The sequence below is a fragment of the Streptomyces similanensis genome, assembly GCF_039543625.1.
Taxonomy (GTDB): domain Bacteria; phylum Actinomycetota; class Actinomycetes; order Streptomycetales; family Streptomycetaceae; genus Streptomyces; species Streptomyces similanensis.
The window spans coordinates 130,253-149,212 of the sequence record NZ_BAABKC010000013.1 but is presented as its reverse complement, the minus strand read 5'-3'; the positions used below and the strand labels follow the sequence as shown (position 1 = coordinate 149,212).

Below are 18,960 nucleotides of genomic sequence, written 5' to 3'. Positions count from 1 at the left end.
CCCCCGGCGCCCGCCGCCGGCCACGCGGGCGCGGCGGACGTGCCGGCCGGGCCCGGCGACAAGCTGCCCGTGCACCGGCACCGCCCCCCGCACCCCGCCGGGGACCCGCACGGCCCCGCGCCCCTCACGCCCGCCGAGCAGGCCGACGCCACGGCCGCCGCCGCCCGCCTGCTCGCCCCGCTGCTGCCCGAACCGCTGGACCACGTGCTGCTCCAGGCTGATCTGACGGCGGTGGCGCCCGGCCCGCTGCGCCGGCCGCTGGCCGACGTGCTGGGCGTGCTCGCCGATGTCGAGTCCAAGGGCGGCGCGACCGTCTACCGCTTCACCCCGGCCTCCGTACGGCGCGCCCTGGACGCCGGGCGCGGCGCCGCCGACCTGCACGCCTTCCTGGCCGAGCACTCCCGTACGCCGGTGCCGCAGCCGCTGGCCTATCTGATCGACGACGTGGCCCGCAGGCACGGGCACCTGCGGGTGGGCGCGGCCTCGGCGTACGTGCGCTGCGACGACGACTCGGTGCTGAACGAGATCCTCGCCGACAAGCGCTCCGCCGGCCTCGGCCTGCGCCGGCTGGCGCCGACCGTGCTGGCCGCGCAGAGCGACCCGGGCGCGCTGCTGGAGGGGCTGCGCGCGCTGGGGTACGCGCCGGCCGCCGAGTCCGCCGCGGGCGACGTCCTGATCGCCCGCGCCGACTCCCACCGCACCCCGCCGCGCACCGCGCCCGAACCGGTCCCGGACGGGCCGCCCGCCCCGGACGGCACGCTGCTGTCGGCGGCGATCCGGGCGATCCGGGCGGGCGACCTGGCCGCCACCGCCCCGCGCAGACCGCTGGCCGACGCGCCCCCGGCGGACGACGGCGCCCTGCCCCGCACCAGCGCGGCCGAGACCCTGGCCACCGTGCAGGCCGCCGTCCTGACCGGCGAGGCCGTGTGGATCGGCTACGTCAACGCCGACGGCGCCGCCAGCCAGCGCGTCATCGCCCCGGTCCGCGTCGAGGGCGGCTTCGTGACGGCGTACGACCACACCGCCGACGAGGTCCGCACCTATCCGCTGCACCGGATCACGGGTGTGGCCGAGCTCGCGGAGGAAGCCGCCGCGGACCCGTCGTGACCATGCGCCGGTAGGGCACACTGGACGATTGGCCGTGTGGTGCGGCCGAACGGAAAGGGTGCCGCGCGTGAATGGTCCGCTCATCGTCCAGTCAGACAAAACCCTCCTTCTCGAAGTCGACCACGAGCAGGCCGACGACTGCCGTCGCGCCATCGCGCCCTTCGCCGAGCTGGAGCGGGCGCCCGAGCACATCCACACCTACCGGGTGACCCCGCTCGGCCTGTGGAACGCGCGCGCCGCCGGGCACGACGCCGAGCAGGTCGTGGACGCGCTGGTGCTGTACAGCCGCTATCCGGTGCCGCACGCGCTGCTCGTCGACATCGCCGAGACGATGGACCGCTACGGGCGCCTCACCCTCTCCAAGCACCCCGCGCACGGTCTGGTGCTCACCACCACCGACCGGCCGGTGCTGGAGGAGGTGCTGAAGTCCAAGCGGGTCGCCCCGCTGGTCGGCGAGCGGATCGACCCGGACACCGTCGCCGTGCACCCCTCCGAGCGCGGGCAGATCAAGCAGACGCTGCTCAAGCTCGGCTGGCCGGCCGAGGACCTGGCCGGGTACGTGGACGGCGAGGCGCACCCGATCGACCTGCGCGAGGACGGCTGGACGCTGCGCCCCTACCAGAAGCAGGCCGTGGAGAACTTCTGGCACGGCGGCAGCGGCGTCGTCGTGCTGCCCTGCGGCGCGGGCAAGACGCTGGTCGGCGCCGGTTCGATGGCGCAGGCCAAGTCCACCACCCTGATCCTGGTGACGAACACCGTCTCCGCCCGGCAGTGGAAGCACGAGCTGGTGAAGCGGACCTCGCTGACCGAGGACGAGATCGGCGAGTACAGCGGGACGAAGAAGGAGATCCGGCCCGTCACCATCGCCACCTACCAGGTGCTCACCACCCGCCGCAAGGGCGTCTACCCGCACCTGGAGCTGTTCGACTCCCGCGACTGGGGCCTGATCGTCTACGACGAGGTGCACCTGCTGCCCGCGCCGGTCTTCAAGTTCACCGCCGACCTCCAGGCCCGCCGCCGGCTCGGCCTGACCGCGACCCTGGTGCGCGAGGACGGCCGCGAGTCCGACGTGTTCTCGCTGATCGGGCCGAAGCGGTTCGACGCGCCGTGGAAGGAGATCGAGGCGCAGGGCTACATCGCGCCCGCCGACTGCGTGGAGGTCCGGGTCAACCTCACCGACGCCGAGCGCCTGGCCTACGCCACCGCCGAGACCGAGGAGAAGTACCGCTTCTGCGCGACCACCGCGACCAAGCGGAAGGTCACCGAGGCGATCGTGCGCCGCTTCGCCGGGCAGCAGATCCTCGTCATCGGCCAGTACATCGACCAGCTCGACGAACTCGGCGAGCACCTGGACGCCCCCGTCATCAAGGGCGAGACGTCCAACGCCCAGCGCGAGAAGCTGTTCGACGCCTTCCGCGAGGGCGAGATCAACGTGCTGGTGGTCTCCAAGGTCGCCAACTTCTCCATCGACCTGCCGGAGGCCACCGTCGCCGTCCAGGTCTCGGGCACCTTCGGCTCCCGCCAGGAGGAGGCCCAGCGGCTCGGCCGGGTGCTGCGCCCCAAGGCCGACGGCCACCAGGCGCACTTCTACTCGGTGGTCGCCCGCGACACCATCGACCAGGACTTCGCCGCCCACCGCCAGCGCTTCCTGGCCGAACAGGGCTACGCCTACCGGATCATGGACGCTGACGAGCTGCTGGCCGGGGAAGCCTGACCGGCTCCGCCGCCGTCCGCCGCCCGCCCGGCGCGACGGCCGCGGCCGCCAGCAGGGCCAGCGCGAGGAGCGGGTAGGGGGAGGCCAGGGGCTGTTGCCACCAGGTCAGGTGGAGGTCGCCGTCGCCGCCGCGGGGCACCAGCCACATGGTGCGGGCGGCGAAGCAGACCAGGGCGACGGCGGCCCAGACGCGGCGGCCCTCGGCCAGCAGCACGGCGATCAGCGGCACGCACCACACCCAGTGGTGCGACCAGCTGATCGGCGAGACGAGGAGGGCGGTCAGGGCGGTCAGCAGGACGCCCCACCGCTCGTCCGGCGCCCGGCGCGCCGCCCACAGCCCCACGGCCGCCGCGGCGAGCGCCGGCAGCAGCCAGGCCGCGCCCGGCGCCGGGTCGTGCAGGACGCGGGCGACCAGGCCCTGGAGCGACTGGTTGTCGATGATCCAGGTCTTGCCCACCCGGTCGGTGCGGAAGAAGAGCTGGGTCCAGTACTCCACGCTCGCCGCCGGGAGCACGAGGCCGCCCAGGGCGACGGTGGCGGCGAACGCGGCCGTGGCCGTCGCCGCCTCGCGGCCGCGCCCGCGCAGCAGCAGGAGGACGACGAAGAGGCCCGGCGTGAGCTTGATGCCGGTCGCCACGCCGATCGCCGCGCCCCGGCCGCGCGCGCCGGGCGGCCGGGTGAGGTCCCACAGGACCAGGCAGGCCAGGGCGAGGTTGATCTGGCCGTAGCCGAAGGTCTGGAAGACCGGTTCGAGCCAGAGCGCGAGCGCCGTCGCCGCGCACACCAGGGGCGGACCGGCCCGGCGGCCCGCTAGGCGGGCGGAGAGCCGCACCAGCCAGGCCAGCAGCAGCACGTTGACCGCGCAGAACGCCAGCTTCGCCGCGGGGACGGGCAGCAGCGCGGCCGGTACGAACAGCAGCGCGGCGAACGGCGGGTACGTCGCGGGCAGCCGGCCCTCGGTGACGGTGAAGCCGTACAGGTCGCGGCCGTGCAGGACGGAGGCGCCCTCGGCGCGGTAGACCACCGCGTCGGGCATCGGCACGCGCAGCAGCGCGAACAGGGTCCCGAGGGCGAGGAGGGAGACGGCGAGCAGGGCGAAGGGGGTCGCGGGGTGCGAGCGGAGGGCCACCGTCCGTTTCGTCACGGGGTGACCCTAGTCGGTCATTTGTGCCGTACGCCCGCTTCCTCGCCGTACTCGCCGAGGATGACCACGTCGAACGCGGCGCCCGCGTACACCTTCACGGCGTGCAGGAGGTCGCCGAGGCGGTGGTGGTGGCTGCCCCGGACGGCCGTGGCGCCGGAGGGGCGGGCAGGGGGTGCCGGGTGGAGGGTTGCTGCGCTCATGGTTGCTGCGCTCATGACTCAAGGATGGATCCGGGCAGGTGAGGCGGGCGTCCCCCGCGGCGCCGACCTCGACCTGTGCCGCGTACCCCTCTGGAGGGACCGCACCCCTTAGGCCGGGCGGGTGACAGCCCCTAGGGGCCGGACGGGGTGGCCTGCCGGTCGGCGCGCGGGGGCGGGCGTAAAACGGTTGGCCTCCGCTCCCCGCGACCATCTAGAATCTCCGCTCTTGCCCGCCTCCCTCCACGGAGCGCCGTCGTCCGGACGGAAACCGGACGGCAGACCCCGCAGCCGCACGGCGCCGCCGCACCCGGCCCCGCCGCCCGTCCCGTAGGCCCCCGGAGGCACTTCCTTGTCCACGCCCGCCGACGCCCCGACCGCCCACGCCCCGGCCTCCGACGACCCGACCGCCGACGACCCGCTGGCGCGCGAGCGGTCGCACCTCGCCGCCTCCCGCTCCGCGCTGCGGGCCATGCGCGAGGACGTCGAGTCCCTCGACATCCGCGACGTCACCGCCAACTGGGTCAACGCCGAGGTGCTCGCCCGCCAGATCGAGGACCGGATCAAGGCGCTGGCCGACCTCAGCGGCACCCCGCTGTTCTTCGGCCGCCTCGACTACCTGCACGCACCGGGCGCGGACCGGGCGGAGGGCGCGGGCGGGGAGCGCCCGCGGCCGGAGGCCGCTTACCAGACACTGCACATCGGGCGGCGGCACGTGCATGACGCCGACGGCGACCCCATGGTCATCGACTGGCGCGCACCGGTCTCGCAGCCGTTCTACCGCGCCTCCAAGAAGGACCCGATGGACGTCGGGCTGCGCCGCCGCTTCGGCTACACCGGCGGCGACCTGAGCGCGTACGAGGACGAGCACCTGTCCGACCCGGCCGAGGCGGCCGCCACCAGCAAGCTGCTCCAGCAGGAGATCGAGCGCCCGCGCGTGGGCCCGATGCGCGACATCGTGGCGACCATCCAGCCCGAACAGGACGAGATCGTGCGCTCCGGCCTCACCGGCACCGTCTGCGTGCAGGGCGGCCCCGGCACCGGGAAGACCGCCGTCGGCCTGCACCGGGTCGCCTACCTGCTGTACGCGCACCGCGAGCGGCTGGCCCGCACGGGCACCCTGGTCATCGGGCCGAACAAGTCCTTCCTGCACTACATCGAGCAGGTGCTCCCGGCGCTGGGCGAGCTGACCGTGCGGCAGGCGACGGTGGACGACCTGGTGGCGCACGTGGAGGTGCGCGGGGCGGACGAGGCGGCCGCGGCGGTCGTCAAGGGCGACGCGCGGATGGCCCAGGTGCTGCGGCGGGCGGTGTACGCGCACGTGACGATGCCCGCCGAGCCGGTCGTGGTGGTGCGCGGCTCACGCCGCTGGCGGGTGCCGGCGTACGAACTGGAGGAGATCGTCCGGGAGTTGCTGGACCGGGGCATCCGCTACGGCGCGGCCCGCGAGGCGCTGCCGCAGCGCATCGCGCACGCCGTGCTGGTGCAGATGGAGCGGGCCGGCGAGGCGCCGGACGACCGGGTGCAGGACGCGGTCGCCCGCAACGCTGCGGTGAAGGCGGCCGTCAAGGCGATCTGGCCGCCGGTCGACCCGGCGAAGCTGGTGCTGCGGCTGCTGACCGACGCGGAGTTCCTGGCCGCGCACGCCGAGGGCGTCCTCACCGAGGAGGAGCGGGCGACGATCCTGTGGGACCGGCCGGTGCGGTCGGTGAAGGCGGCCAGGTGGTCGGCGGCGGACGCGGTGCTGATCGACGAGGCCACCGACCTGGTCGAGCGCACGCACTCGCTCGGGCACGTGGTGCTGGACGAGGCGCAGGACCTCTCCCCCATGCAGTACCGGGCGGTCGGGCGGCGCTGCACCACCGGTTCGGCGACCGTGCTGGGCGACCTCGCGCAGGGCACCACGCCGTGGGCGACCCGGACGTGGCAGGAGGCGCTGGCGCACCTGGGCAAGGGCGAGGGCGTCATCGAGGAGCTGACCGCCGGTTTCCGCGTCCCGACGGACGTGATCGCCTACGCCTCCCGGCTGCTGCCGCACATCGCCCCGGACCTGACCCCGGTCGCCTCGGTCCGGGAGAACCCCGGCTTCTTCGAGGTACGGACGAGTGAGAGCGACGCGGACGTGGTGGCGGCCTGCGCCGAGCTGCTGCGGCACGAGGGCTCGACCGGTCTGATCGCCGCCGACGCCCGGGTGCCCGCCCTGGCCGGGGCGCTGACGGCGGCGGGGCTGACGTATCTGTCGCCCGGTCAGGAGACGACGGCCGAGACCCGGCTCACCCTGGTCCCGGCCTCGCTCGCCAAGGGCCTGGAGTACGACTACGTCGTCCTGGACGAACCGCGGGCCGTGGTCGACGGCGAGCCCGACGAACGCACCGGCCTGCGCCGCCTCTACGTCTCCCTGACCCGAGCCGTCTCCGGCCTGATCGTCACCCACACGACCCCCCTCCCGGCCCAGCTGACCTGATCCGACGCCCCCCGAGGGCCGCCTGCTGGGGACGGAGGCGGCCCCCGGGGTCGGGGTGGTCGGGGCGGTCAGACGGCCAAGGTGTGGGCCGGTTCGCCGTTCAGGACCGCGCGCCACTGGGCGACCGCGTCGGTGGAGACCGGGCCGGCCCAGCCGACCGGGCGGGCCGCGCCGCCGATGTGGAAGGCGTCGATGCCGGCCGAGCGCAGCGCCGGCACGTGGTCGAGGCGCAGCCCGCCGCCGACCATGATCCGCGGCGCGTAGCCGGGCTCTCCGCCGCGGGCCGCCTCGGCCAGGAGGGTGGGCAGTCCGTCGTCGACGCCGCCGGCCGCGCCCGCCGTCAGATAGGTGTCCAGGCCCGGCAGCCCGTCCAGCTGCTTGCGCAGGGCGTCCCGGTCGGCGGCCCGGTCGATGGCCCGGTGGAAGGTCCACCGGCAGCCGTCGAGCGCGTCCACCACCCGTTCCACGGCCACCAGGTCCGCCGCGCCGTCCGCGTCGAGGAACCCGAGGACGAACTCCTCGGCCCCCGCCGCCCGCAGTTCGCCCACGGCCCCGGCCAGCCTGTCCACGCCCCCGGCGCCGCCCGCGGCGAACCCGTCCGCGAGCCGCACCATCACGCGCAGCGGGATGTCGACGGCGGCGCGGATCGCGGCCACGGTCGAGGCCGACGGGGTGAGCCCGTCGGCCGCCATGTCGGTGACCAGCTCAAGGCGGTCCGCGCCTCCGGCCTGGGCGGCGACGGCGTCCTCGGTGTCGAGGGCGATCACCTCCAGGACTGCACGCATGCTCATGGGACCCCTTTCCTCGGTTTCCCCTGGGGCTGACAGGTCTAGTCCAATATCAGGGTACGCCGAGGAGGCTCCCGCGTGGGGACGCAGGTCAGCCGAAGATGTTCAGCTCCCCCGCCTCGGCGCCCGCCAGCTCGTACCCGGCCGCGGGCAGCGGACGGCCCGCGCACAGCCGTACGAGGGTGGCGGCGTCGCCGATGTACCGGGCCGGGGGCCGCTCGCCGCTCACGTCGCCGAGCCGCAGCGGCTCGTCCACGTCGTCCAGATCGGCGTGCACCGGCCGCCGGCCCCGCTCCCGGCTGAACCGGGCGAGCAGCGGCAGCGCGTACACCAGCCCGGCGCCGGCGTACGCCCCCGGCTCCCCGAGCGCGTCGCGCACGTCGCCCGCGTGCACCCACTCGCCCAGCGCGAGCACGTCCAGCGCCCCGCCGCTCCTCGCGATCACCTCGCCCGCCTCGGTCATCCCGCGCTCCAGCTCGTCCAGCACCCGCCCGTTCGGCCAGTCGGCCCGCTCGGCGATGTCCCGGTCGTTGGACTCGGGCGAGAACACGCCCTTCTCGAACCGGTTCTCCACCACCCGCGTCAGCGCCGAGGAACAGTGCGCGAGCACGTCCCGCACCGTCCACCCCGGACACGCGGCGGCCGGCCGCGCGAAGTCCGCCGCCGGCCGCGACCGCAGCAACGGGAGCAGCGCGTCCCGCTCCACGACCAGCAGCCGCCCGGGCAGTTCGGGGTCCGTCGTCTCCTGCACGTCGAGAGAAGTCATGGCGTCCACGCTAGGGCCTCCCGTCCCGATCGCGGCCGATCCGAACGAAAGACCCCCGGGCCTCGCCGCCCCTGCGGGCGGGGGCGACGGGAGAATGGGGGCATGGCCGATCACGCGGATCTCGACACCCTCCGGGCCCGGTTCGCCCGCGCCCTCGACAACGCCCGCGGCCCCGGCGGCGGCCCCGACCCGGCGCCCTACGCCGACGACCTGCTGCGCCGCTGGCAGGAACCGCAGCGGCACTACCACACGCTCACCCACCTCACCGCCGTGCTCGACCACGTCGACGTGCTGGCGGAGTACGCCGCCGACCCGGACACGGTGCGGCTGGCCGCCTGGTTCCACGACGCCGTCTACCTGCCCGACCGCTCGGAGAACGAGGAGCGCTCCGCCCGGCTCGCCGAACGCGCGCTGCCCGAGGCCGGGGTGCCGGCCGGCACGACCGCCGAGGTGGCCCGGCTGGTCCGGCTCACCGTCACCCACGACCCTTCCGGCGACGACCGCGACGGCCGGGTCCTCAGCGACGCCGACCTCGCGATCCTCGCCGCGCCGCCGTCCGCGTACGCCGCCTACACCGCGGGCGTACGCGAGGAGTACCACTTCGTCCCCAGCGACCTCTTCCGCACGGGCCGGTCCGACGTGCTGCGCCAACTCCTCGCCCTGCCCCGCCTGTTCCGCACCCCCTACGGCGAACGCCACTGGGAGGCGACGGCCCGCTACAACCTCACCGCCGAACTGGAAATGCTTTCGCGGTAGCACCCGCGCACCGCCTACCCTGCGCCCCATGGAGACATGGGGCGGGGAACAGGTGGAGCGGGCCGTCGCGGACGCCGTGGCGGTGCTGCGGACGGCCGTGGACCGGGACTGGGCGGGCACCCGGGCCGGGCGGCTGGAGTGGGACTGCCGGCGCACCGCCGAGCACATCGCGAGCGATCTCATCGCCTACGCCGGGCAGTTGGCCGGCCGCGCCCAGAACGCCTACGCCCCCTTCCGCATCAGTCTCGACGAGTGCACCGGCAACGCCGACGTCCTCGACGTGATCGGGACGACCGGCGCGCTGCTCGCCGCCGCCGTCCGCACCACCCCGCCCGGCGTCCGGGCCTTCCACCCCTTCCCCTTCCGCAGCGCCGACCGCGAGGGCTTCGCCGCCATGGGCGTCGCCGAGGTGCTGCTGCACACCCACGACATCGCCACCGGCCTCGGCCTGGCCCACGCACCCTCCGCCGACCTGTGCGAGGGCGTCCTGACCCGTATCTTCCCGCACGTCCAACCGGGTGAGAGCCCCTGGCCGACGCTGCTGTGGGCCACCGGCCGCGGTGAGCTGCCCGGCCGCGCGCCGGTCGCCGAGTGGCGCTGGAGCAACACCCTCGCCCTGCCCGCCGAACGCCTCACCCTGGAGGGCGTCACCCCGGCCGCCGCCCGGGACCTGGCCGTCGGCGGCGACGGCGGCTTCCGGTGGGCGGCCGGCGGCCCCTTCACCGGCACGCGCGAGGCAGCCGGGATGACCGTGAAGGCGTACGAGAGCGGAGTGCACCGGCCCGAGTGGGGCATGTTCGCGCTGGTACGGCGCGAGGACGGGCGCGCGGTCGGCGCGATCGGCTTCCACGGCGCACCCGACGAGGACGGCCGCGCCGAGATCGGCTACGACCTCGCCGAGTCGGCCCGCGGCCTGGGCTACGCCACCGAGGCGGTGCGCGCCCTGTCGGCGTGGGCGCTGGCCCGCGACGACGTACGCGCCCTGTTCGCGACGGTCGAGCGGGCCAACATCCCCTCCCAGCGGGTGGTCGCCCGGGCCGGCTTCGTCCAGGTGGCCGACGTGGACGAGCTGTTCGCCTACGAGCTGCGGCCCTAGGGACGCACGCGAGAGACCCTAGGGCCTCTCGCCGAGGATGTCCCGGGGGATGTCCCGGACGCGCCGTTTGCGGCGGCGCAGGCCGGCCGCGTGCAGCAGCCGCACCACCTCGCGGCTGCTGACCTCGACCGCGCCCGCCGCCACCGCGTCCGGGTAGCGGTGCGCGGGCAGGTCGTAGTGGTCGCGGTCGAAGGCGCGCCGGGGCAGGCCCAAGTCGGCGGCGAACACGTGCAGTTCGGCGTAGGAGACGTCGCTGACGAGGTGCGACCACAGGCGGCCGTGGCCCGGCCAGCTCGCCGGGTCGACGTAGAGCGTCACGAGGAGGCCGTTCCGCCCAGCGCCCGGGCCAGGGCGCCCACCGGGGCGACCTTCACACCCGCCTGGGCGCACACCCAGTGCGGGTCGGGGCCGAGTTCCGGCTCCACGTCCAGCGCGTGCGGGTCGCCGTAGCCGCACACCGGGCACAGCGGCCAGCGGCCGTACCGCTCCAGGAGCGCGTCCTGCACGTCCTGCGCGACCAGTCCGGCCACGTACCGCGCGCCGTCCGGCCACTGCTCCACCCACCAGCGGCGCTGGGCGACGGAGTCCTCCACGAGCGAGACGACGTCCGCCTTCGCGACCTCGCCCGCGACCAGGTCGGCGAGCACCAGGGCACGCGCGGCGTGCAGAGCCTGCTCCAGCGGGCTGATGGGGTCTGCCATGCCTCCATTGTGCGCACCTCTTGACCACACCTCCGCACGGAAAATATCTTTCAGGGTGTGACCCACGACGTGAAGGAAAGTTTCGCAGGCTCGGGCACCAGGGGCGCTCCGGGCGCCGCACCGCCCGCGCCCGCCGCCCTCGCGGCCAAGGTGCGCACGCTCGCGCCCTCCATGACCCGGTCCATGCAGCGCGTCGCCGAGGCCGTGGCGAACGACCCGGCCGGCTGCGCCGCCCTCACCGTCACCGGCCTCGCCGAGCTGACCGGCACCAGCGAGGCGACCGTCGTGCGCACCGCCCGCCTGCTCGGCTATCCGGGCTACCGCGACCTGCGCCTCGCCCTGGCGGGACTGGCCGCCCAGCAGCAGTCCGGGCGCGCGCCCGCCATCACGACGGACATCGCGGTGGACGACCCCATCGCCGACGTCGTCGCCAAACTCGCCTACGACGAGCAGCAGACCCTCGCCGACACCGCCGCCGGCCTCGACACCGTCCAGCTCGGCGCGGCCGTCGCCGCGCTGGCCGGCGCCCGGCGCACCGACGTGTACGGCATCGGCGCCTCCGGCCTGGTCGCCCAGGACCTCACCCAGAAGCTGCTGCGGATAGGGCTGATAGCGCACGCGCACAGCGACCCGCACCTCGCCGTCACCAACGCGGTGCAGCTGCACGCGGGCGACGTGGCGATCGCGATCACCCATTCGGGTTCGACCGGTGACGTGATCGAGCCGCTGCGGGTCGCCTTCGACCGGGGCGCGACCACCGTCGCGATCACCGGCCGCCCCGACGCGCCCGTCACCCAGTACGCCGACCACGTCCTGACCACCTCCACCGCCCGCGAGAGCGAGCTGCGCCCGGCCGCGATGTCTTCCCGCACCGGCCAACTCCTGGTCGTGGACTGTCTGTTCGTGGGCGTGGCGCAACGCACCTACGAGACGGCGGCGCCGGCCCTAGCGGCGTCGTACGAGGCACTGGCCCACCGGCACAGCCCACGGGGCGGGGACCGGCGCGCGTAGCGCCCGCCGCCGGGGCGGTGCGCCCCGGCGCCCCGGACGGTCCGGGGCGCACCGCCCTGCGGGGCTCCGGTCCTCCGTGTCTCCGGCTCTCCGGCTCTCCGGGCGAGCGCCGTCCGGAGGGAAAGCGCTGTCCCCCTCCCTATACCGGTGCTGGTACGGGCACCAGCACCCGCACGCCCCCGCCCCCACCTGAACACCCCGCACCCGCCCTCGCCCCGCACCCGCCTTTCACCCTCGCACCCGCACCCGCACCCGCGATCCGTACCGCATCGCCACCGTACGAAGAGAGCCGTCCCTCATGACCTCCACGCCCCACTTCCGTGAGCTGCGCACCGAGCTGGAGACGCTGACGACCGAGGCGTTCCGGCCCGAGCTGGCCGAGATCGACCGGCTGCCCACCCTGGAGATCGCCCGGCTGATGAACGCCGAGGACACCACCGTGCCGCGCGCCGTGGCCGAGCGGCTGCCGCAGATCGCCGCCGCGATCGACGCGGTGACCGAGCGGATGGCGCGCGGCGGCCGGCTGATCTACGCGGGCGCGGGCACCGCCGGACGGCTCGGCGTGCTGGACGCCTCCGAGTGCCCGCCGACCTTCAACACCGACCCCGCGCAGGTCGTCGGCCTGATCGCGGGCGGCCCGCAGGCGATGGTGACCTCGGTGGAGGGGGCGGAGGACTCCCGCGCGCTGGCCGTGGAGGCGCTGGACGCGCTGAAGCTCACCCCCGACGACACGGTGGTCGGCGTCTCCGCCTCGGGCCGCACCCCCTACGCCGTCGGCGCGGTCGAGCACGCCCGCCGGGTGGGCGCGCTGACCGTGGGCCTGTCCTGCAACGCGGGCAGCGCGCTGGCCGCCGCCGCCGAGCACGGCATCGAGGTGGTGGTCGGCCCCGAGCTGCTGACCGGCTCGACCCGGCTGAAGGCCGGCACCGCGCAGAAGCTGGTCCTCAACATGATCTCGACGCTGACGATGATCCGTCTGGGCAAGACGTACGGGAACCTGATGGTCGACGTGCGCGCCTCGAACGAGAAGCTGCGCGCCCGCTCCCGCCGGATCGTCGCCCTGGCGACCGGCGCTCCGGACGAGGAGATCGAGCGCGCGCTCACCGCCGCGAACGGCGAGGTGAAGAACGCGATCCTGATCCTGCTGGCCGGCGTCGACGCGCCGACCGCCGGCCGGCTGCTGGCCGACTCCGCCGGCCGGCTGCGCACCGCCCTCGGCCGGGCGCGGGAGTGACGCGGGCGCCCGGCGCCCGGGCGGCCCCGTGCCGGGGCGCCCGGCGCTTCGGCGGGCCTACGCTGGGGGGACCATGAACCACGCCCAGCTCACCGCTCTCGGACGTGCCCTCCGGCTCCTCGGCGAGCACGGCGAGGCGCTGTCCGCCGACACGCCCGACGCCAGACTGCACGAGGTGAAGGGCGATCTGCGGCGCGCCCTGGACCTGCTGGAGGAGAGCGTCACCACGGCCGCCGCGGCCACCCGCTGCCCCGAGCACCCGAACGGGCCGGTGGACACCGCCGCCCCGGATCTGTGCCTGCTGTGCGAGACGCGGCGGCGCGCCGCCCGCCGGCTGGAGGTGGACGGCTCGTCCTCCGGCCGGCCGGGCGCCGGCCCCGCCGCCGTGCCGTCCCGCTACGGGGTGCGCGAGGACCGGCCGCAGCCCCAGCAGCGCTGGCTGCCGGAGCTGTGGAACGGGCGGGAGTGGCAGCTGTGCGGGACCCCGCGCCGGGACCGGCGCGAGGCCGAGCTGTTCATCGCCGCCCAGCGCCGGGCGCCGCGCGCCGCGATCGCCTACCGGCTGGTGCACGAGTTCACCGACTACGAGGTCGTCCGGGTCTGGGGCAACCCGGTGCGCGTCGACATCGAGCCGCTCGGGAACATGTAACCGCCGGAGCGGGGCGTTATGACGCCCGCGCCCCGGGCGCTACGCCCGCGCCCCGCGCGTCACGCCTGCACCGCGGGCGTCTCCCGGTCGTCCGCGGCGGCGGGCGGCGCGGTGGGGGCGGCGGTGCGCCGGCCCGGGATGAACGAGGCGACGACGAAACCGAGCAGCGCGGCGCCCGCGCCGAGGGCGAGGACGGTGCGGAAGCCGTTCTCCGAGGGCAGCACGGCGGGGCCGAGCCGGGTGGTCATGTGGGCGAGGACCACGCCGGCCACGGCGCTGGCGCTGGAGGTGCCGATGGAGCGCATCAGCGTGTTGAGGCTGTTGGCGGCGCCGGTCTCGGAGGCGGGCACCGCGCCCATGATCAGGGTGGGCATCGCGCCGTAGGTGAAGCCGATGCCGGCGCCGATGACCGAGGACGCCAGCACGAAGTGCCAGACCTGGTCCATGAGGGCGATGTTGAGGCCGTAGCCGGCGGCGACGATCAGCGCGCCGATCATCAGCGTCACCTTGGGGCCGCGGGTGCGCGAGACGGCCGCGGAGATCGGCGCCACGGCCATCATCACCAGTCCGGAGGGCGCCATGACCAGGCCGGAGACGAGCAGGGACCGGCCGAGGCCGTAGCCGCTCGCGACGGGCAGCTGGAGCAGCTGCGGGATGGCCAGGGACATCGAGAACATCGCGAAGCCGATCGCGACCGAGGCGAGGTTGGTCACCAGCACCTGGCGGCGGGCGGTGGTGCGCAGGTCCACGAGGGGTTCCCGGACGCGCAGCTCGAAGACGCCCCAGGCGAGCAGGACGAGGACCGCGGCGGCGAACAGGCCGAGGGTGGTGGCGCTGCTCCAGCCCCAGTCGGCGCCCTTGGAGATGGCCAGCAGCAGGCACATCAGGCCCGCCGCCATGCCGATCGCGCCCACCGCGTCGAACCGGCCGCCCGAGCGCACCCGCGACTCCGGCACCAGGAGCAGCACCAGCACCGCCGCGACGACGCCCAGGGCGCCGGAGGCCCAGAACAGCACGTGCCAGTCGAAGTTCTCGGCGATGACCGCGGCGGCGGGCAGACCGAGCGCGCCGCCGACGCCGAGCGAGGCGCTCATCATCGCGGTCGCCGAGCCCAGGCGCTCGGCGGGCAGTTCGTCGCGCATGATGCTGATGCCGAGGGGGATGACGCCGGAGGCGAGGCCCTGGAGGGCGCGGCCGACGATCATCGGCACGACGGTGTCGCTGAGCGCGGCGGTGACCGAGCCGATCACCAGCATGGCGAGGCTGACCAGGAGCATGCGGCGCTTGCCGTACATGTCGCCGAGGCGGCCCATGACCGGGGTGGCGACGGCGGCGGCGAGCAGCGTGGCGGTGACGACCCAGGCGGTGTCCGACGCCGAGGCGTGAAGGAGCGCGGGCAGCTCCGCGACGATCGGGATGACCAGGGTCTGCATCAGCGAGACCACGATGCCGCCGAAGGCCAGCACGGCCACGATCGCCTGGGGTCTGGGCGGGGCCTCGACCGCGGTGGGCCGGGCAGGGGCGTCGGACATGGGGACGTCTCCGTCGAGCGCAGGGGTACTTGACTCAAGCAACCATAATTGGCGTTGATTGACTTAAGCAAGCGAAATGCTCCGGCCGAACCGGCGCAGGACGTACGCCGGGAAGGCCCCCGGGGCGGCCCGGCCGGGCAGCCGGGAGGGGCGGTCCGGCCGGGCAGCCGGGAGGGGCGGTCCGGCCGGGCAGCCGGGAGGGGCGGCTCGAACGGGCCGTGCGGACGGGGCCGAGCTGCCCGGGCCGGGGGCCGGGCCGAGCGGGCCGAGCGGGCCGGATAAGCGGGCCGGGGGGCGGGCAGGCGGGCGGGGCCGGACGGGCCGGGGCGGGCCGTTCGGGCCGGGGCGGACAGGCAAGCCGGGCCGAGCGGGCAGGCCGGGCCGCGCGAGCCGGGCAGGCCAGGCAGGCCAGGCAGGCCAGGCAGCCGAGCGAGGCGGCCCGAACGGGCCGGGCGAGCAGGCCGGGCAGGCGGGCGGGCCGGGGGTCGGGCGGGGCCGGAGGCCGAGCCGGGCCGGAGGCCGAGCCGGGCCGGAGGCCGAGCCGGGCCGGAGGCCGAGCCGGGCCGGGGCGGCCGCCGTCGCCGTCGTTGTCGCCCGGCCCCCGTGGTCGCTCAGCTCAGGGTCGTGAGCGAGGACGCGTCGTAGGGTGTCAGGGCGTCGACGCGGTCCGCGAGGACCTTCGCCGCCCACTCCGGGTCCTGGAGCAGGGCGCGGCCCACCGCGACCATGTCGAACTCGTCGCGCTCCAGGCGGTCCAGCAGGTTGTCCAGGCTGCCGACGGCGGCGCCCTCGCCCTGGAACGCCTTGACGAAGTCGCCGTCCAGACCGACCGAGCCGACCGTGATGACCTGCTTGCCGGTGATCTTCTTCGTCCAGCCCGCGAGGTTGAGGTCGGAGCCCTTGAACTCGGGCAGCCAGTAGCGGCGGGTGGAGGCGTGGAAGACGTCCACCCCGGCCTCCGCGATCGGCGTCAGAACGGCCTCCAGCTCCGCGGGCGTCTCGGCGAGCCGCGCGTCGTAGGCGTCCTGCTTCCACTGCGAGTAGCGGAAGATGACCGGGAAGCCGGGCGAGACGGCCGCGCGGACCGCCGCCACGAGTTCCGCGACGAACTTGGTGCGCGCCACCGGGTCGCCGCCGTAGGCGTCGGTGCGGCGGTTGGTGCCGGCCCACAGGAACTGGTCGAGCAGGTACCCGTGGGCGCCGTGGATCTCCACGCCGTCGAAGCCGATGCGCTCCGCCGCGGCGGCCGACTCGGCGAACGCGGCGATGACGTCGTCGATGTCCTGCCCCGTCATCGCCCGGCCGCCGCCCTCGGCGCCGTCGATGCGCAGCCCGGACGGGCCGAGGGGCGGGGCGTCCGCGAACGGCGGCCGGCCCGGCTTGCGGACCATGCCGATGTGCCACAGCTGCGGCACGATCGTGCCGCCCGCCGCGTGCACGGCGTCGGCGACCTTCGCCCACCCGGCCAGCTGCTCGTCGCCGTGGAACCGCGGCACCCGGCTGCTCTCACCGGCTGAGTCGTGGCCCACGTAGGTGCCCTCGGTGATGATCAGGCCCACGCCGGCGGCGGCCCGGCGGGCGTAGTACGACAGCACGTCCTCGCCGGGGACGCCGCCCGGGGAGAACATGCGGGTCATCGGCGCCATCGCGATCCGGTTCGGGACGGTCAGGCCGTTCAGCGTGATCGGCCGGGCCAGGACGCGGGCCGCGCGGGAGGCCGGCTCGGAGGCGGGACCGGGGGCGGACTCGGTGGTGACGCTCATGTGGGGGCTCCTGTGCGAGACGTGATACCCAGTGGTATGTGCATGCGCATGGAGTCTGACACCGCCGCGCGCCCCGGTATTCCGCTCCCGCCGCGAAGTGACCCGGAACACGCCCGAGGGCGGCGTCCCCTGTCGTGTTCGACAGGGGACGCCGCCCTCGGGGTGCGACGGACGGGTCCGATCCTCGGTGAGGATCAGAAGTCCATGTCACCGCCCGGCATGCCGCCGCCGGCCGGCGCGGCGGCCTTCTCCGGCTTGTCGGCGATGACGGCCTCGGTGGTGAGGAACAGCGCGGCGATCGACGCGGCGTTCTGCAGCGCGGAGCGCGTCACCTTGGCCGGGTCGATGATGCCCTCGGCGACCAGGTCGACGTACTCGCCGGTCGCGGCGTTCAGGCCGTGGCCCGGGGTCAGGTTGCGCACCTTCTCCACCACGACACCGCCTTCGAGGCCGGCGTTGACGGCGATCTGCTTCAGCGGGGCCTCGAGCGCCAGCTTGACGGCGGCGGCACCGGTGGCCTCGTCGCCCTCCAGCTCCAGCTTCTCGAACACCTGGGTGGCCTGGAGCAGGGCCACGCCGCCACCGGCGACGATGCCCTCCTCGACGGCCGCCTTGGCGTTGCGCACGGCGTCCTCGATGCGGTGCTTGCGCTCCTTGAGCTCCACCTCGGTGGCGGCGCCGGCCTTGATGACCGCGACACCGCCGGCGAGCTTCGCCAGGCGCTCCTGGAGCTTCTCGCGGTCGTAGTCGGAGTCGCTGTTCTCGATCTCGGCGCGGATCTGGTTCACCCGGCCGCCCACCTGCTCCGAGGAGCCGGCGCCGTCGACGATGGTGGTCTCGTCCTTGGTGATGACCACCTTGCGGGCCTTGCCCAGCAGGTCGACGGTGGCGTTCTCCAGCTTGAGGCCGACCTCCTCGGAGATGACCTCGCCGCCCGTGAGGATGGCGATGTCGCCGAGCATGGCCTTGCGGCGGTCGCCGAAGCCCGGGGCCTTGACGGCGACGGACTTGAAGGTGCCGCGGATCTTGTTCACGACCAGGGTCGACAGGGCCTCGCCCTCGACGTCCTCGGCGATGATCAGCAGCGGCTTGCCCGACTGCATGACCTTCTCCAGCAGCGGGAGCAGGTCCTTGACCGAGGAGATCTTGGAGTTGGCGATGAGGATGTACGGGTCCTCCAGCACCGCCTCCATGCGCTCCATGTCGGTCGCGAAGTAGGCGGAGATGTAGCCCTTGTCGAAGCGCATGCCCTCGGTGAGCTCGAGCTCCAGACCGAAGGTCTGCGACTCCTCGACGGTGATGACGCCTTCCTTGCCGACCTTGTCCATGGCCTCGGCGATCAGCTCGCCGATCTGGGTGTCGGCGGCGGAGATGGAGGCGGTGGAGGCGATCTGCTCCTTGGTCTCGACCTCCTTGGCCTGGTCGAGCAGGGCGGCGGAGACGGCCTCGACGGCCTTCTCGATACCGCGCTTGAGGGCCATCGGGTTGGCGCCGGCGGCCACGTTGCGCAGGCCCTCGCGGACCAGCGCCTGGGCGAGGACGGTGGCGGTGGTCGTACCGTCGCCGGCGACGTCGTCCGTCTTCTTGGCGACTTCCTTGACCAGCTCGGCGCCGATCTTCTCGTACGGGTCCTCGAGCTCGATCTCCTTGGCGATGGAGACACCGTCGTTGGTGATCGTGGGAGCGCCCCACTTCTTCTCGAGGACGACGTTGCGGCCCTTGGGGCCGAGGGTCACCTTGACGGCGTCCGCGAGCTGGTTCATGCCGCGCTCGAGGCCTCGCCGCGCCTCCTCGTCGAACGCGATGATCTTGGCCATGTGAAGTGGTCCCTCCAGGACTGGGGGTGATTCCTTCGGACCGCGCCCGCGCCCGCGACGGACGGCTCGCGCACCTCGTGGTTCCTTGCCCCACCCGGTCCGCGGGCCTCACCGACCCGGTCCTCGTTGTCACTCTCACCTTCAGAGTGCTAACGCAATGATTAGCACTCGACCCCCGAGAGTGCAAGCGCCTTCGACGACGCCGCCACCCCGCTCCGCCC

General features: G+C 74.6%; 17 protein-coding genes. 8 read left to right on the top strand and 9 right to left on the bottom strand.

Features of this window, described 5'->3' with window-relative positions:
• Nucleotides 1-1,107: helicase-associated domain-containing protein (locus tag ABEB07_RS05815; protein WP_345667297.1), on the top strand; the 1,107-nt coding region annotated here is incomplete at its 5' end.
• A gap of 67 nt (nucleotides 1,108-1,174) precedes the next feature.
• Nucleotides 1,175-2,821: a DNA repair helicase XPB gene (locus tag ABEB07_RS05810; protein ID WP_164583201.1), complete on the top strand. Its 1,647-nt coding sequence runs from the start codon at nucleotides 1,175-1,177 to the stop codon at nucleotides 2,819-2,821.
• Here the strand turns inward: ABEB07_RS05810 and ABEB07_RS05805 are convergent.
• Nucleotides 2,784-3,965, bottom strand: coding sequence for a glycosyltransferase 87 family protein (locus tag ABEB07_RS05805; RefSeq protein ID WP_345667296.1), 1,182 nt, complete (start codon nucleotides 3,963-3,965; stop codon nucleotides 2,784-2,786). The genes ABEB07_RS05810 and ABEB07_RS05805 overlap by 38 nt on opposite strands.
• A gap of 17 nt (nucleotides 3,966-3,982) precedes the next feature.
• On the bottom strand, nucleotides 3,983-4,165 hold the full coding sequence (locus ABEB07_RS05800; RefSeq protein WP_164588243.1) for a hypothetical protein: 183 nt from the start codon (nucleotides 4,163-4,165) through the stop codon (nucleotides 3,983-3,985).
• A gap of 349 nt (nucleotides 4,166-4,514) precedes the next feature.
• On the opposite strand from ABEB07_RS05800, the gene ABEB07_RS05795 reads away from it, so the two are divergent.
• Complete coding sequence (locus ABEB07_RS05795) at nucleotides 4,515-6,626, top strand: HelD family protein (protein WP_425588956.1); 2,112 nt, start codon at nucleotides 4,515-4,517, stop codon at nucleotides 6,624-6,626.
• A 68-nt stretch (nucleotides 6,627-6,694) separates the two neighbouring features.
• Here ABEB07_RS05795 and ABEB07_RS05790 read toward each other — a convergent pair whose 3' ends face one another.
• Together ABEB07_RS05790 and ABEB07_RS05785 are read right to left on the bottom strand one after the other, a co-directional pair.
• Nucleotides 6,695-7,417, bottom strand: coding sequence for a copper homeostasis protein CutC (locus tag ABEB07_RS05790; protein WP_345667295.1), 723 nt, complete (start codon nucleotides 7,415-7,417; stop codon nucleotides 6,695-6,697).
• Between the two features lie 88 nt (nucleotides 7,418-7,505).
• A complete protein-coding gene (locus ABEB07_RS05785; RefSeq protein ID WP_345667294.1) occupies nucleotides 7,506-8,180 on the bottom strand; it encodes a maleylpyruvate isomerase family mycothiol-dependent enzyme in 675 nt (224 codons plus the stop codon).
• Nucleotides 8,181-8,282: 102 nt separating this feature from the next.
• Here ABEB07_RS05785 and ABEB07_RS05780 point away from each other — a divergent pair, with 102 nt between their 5' ends.
• A complete protein-coding gene (locus ABEB07_RS05780; RefSeq protein WP_176149468.1) occupies nucleotides 8,283-8,936 on the top strand; it encodes an HD domain-containing protein in 654 nt (217 codons plus the stop codon).
• Between the two features lie 52 nt (nucleotides 8,937-8,988).
• On the top strand, nucleotides 8,989-10,032 hold the full coding sequence (locus ABEB07_RS05775) for a GNAT family N-acetyltransferase (RefSeq protein ID WP_345667305.1): 1,044 nt from the start codon (nucleotides 8,989-8,991) through the stop codon (nucleotides 10,030-10,032).
• A gap of 18 nt (nucleotides 10,033-10,050) precedes the next feature.
• Here ABEB07_RS05775 and ABEB07_RS05770 read toward each other — a convergent pair whose 3' ends face one another.
• Both ABEB07_RS05770 and ABEB07_RS05765 read right to left on the bottom strand, forming a co-directional pair.
• Nucleotides 10,051-10,350 carry a DUF4031 domain-containing protein gene (locus tag ABEB07_RS05770; protein ID WP_345667292.1) on the bottom strand — a complete coding sequence of 100 codons (300 nt, stop codon included), beginning with the start codon at nucleotides 10,348-10,350 and terminating at the stop codon, nucleotides 10,051-10,053.
• Nucleotides 10,347-10,733, bottom strand: a complete 387-nt coding sequence (locus ABEB07_RS05765) for a hypothetical protein (RefSeq protein WP_164583512.1) — start codon at nucleotides 10,731-10,733, stop codon at nucleotides 10,347-10,349. Before ABEB07_RS05765 ends, ABEB07_RS05770 begins: the two co-directional genes overlap by 4 nt.
• 57 nt (nucleotides 10,734-10,790) lie before the next feature.
• Here ABEB07_RS05765 and ABEB07_RS05760 point away from each other — a divergent pair, with 57 nt between their 5' ends.
• From ABEB07_RS05760 to ABEB07_RS05750, 3 genes are all read left to right on the top strand, one after another.
• Nucleotides 10,791-11,744 carry a MurR/RpiR family transcriptional regulator gene (locus ABEB07_RS05760; protein ID WP_345667291.1) on the top strand — a complete coding sequence of 318 codons (954 nt, stop codon included), beginning with the start codon at nucleotides 10,791-10,793 and terminating at the stop codon, nucleotides 11,742-11,744.
• Nucleotides 11,745-12,042: 298 nt separating this feature from the next.
• Complete coding sequence (gene murQ, locus ABEB07_RS05755; RefSeq protein WP_164583514.1) at nucleotides 12,043-12,978, top strand: N-acetylmuramic acid 6-phosphate etherase; 936 nt, start codon at nucleotides 12,043-12,045, stop codon at nucleotides 12,976-12,978.
• A gap of 73 nt (nucleotides 12,979-13,051) precedes the next feature.
• Nucleotides 13,052-13,627 carry a hypothetical protein gene (locus ABEB07_RS05750; protein ID WP_176149470.1) on the top strand — a complete coding sequence of 192 codons (576 nt, stop codon included), beginning with the start codon at nucleotides 13,052-13,054 and terminating at the stop codon, nucleotides 13,625-13,627.
• A 59-nt stretch (nucleotides 13,628-13,686) separates the two neighbouring features.
• Here the strand turns inward: ABEB07_RS05750 and ABEB07_RS05745 are convergent, their stop codons facing one another.
• The 3 genes from ABEB07_RS05745 to groL all read right to left on the bottom strand — a co-directional run bounded on the left by ABEB07_RS05745 (nucleotide 13,687) and on the right by groL (nucleotide 18,739).
• A complete protein-coding gene (locus ABEB07_RS05745) occupies nucleotides 13,687-15,159 on the bottom strand; it encodes an MFS transporter (protein WP_345667290.1) in 1,473 nt (490 codons plus the stop codon).
• Nucleotides 15,160-15,770: 611 nt separating this feature from the next.
• Nucleotides 15,771-16,922 (bottom strand): NADH:flavin oxidoreductase, encoded by a 1,152-nt coding sequence (locus ABEB07_RS05740; RefSeq protein ID WP_345667289.1) that lies wholly within the window; start codon nucleotides 16,920-16,922, stop codon nucleotides 15,771-15,773.
• A 194-nt stretch (nucleotides 16,923-17,116) separates the two neighbouring features.
• Nucleotides 17,117-18,739 carry a chaperonin GroEL gene (groL, locus tag ABEB07_RS05735; RefSeq protein WP_164588414.1) on the bottom strand — a complete coding sequence of 541 codons (1,623 nt, stop codon included), beginning with the start codon at nucleotides 18,737-18,739 and terminating at the stop codon, nucleotides 17,117-17,119.
• Nucleotides 18,740-18,960: the final 221 nt, after the last annotated feature.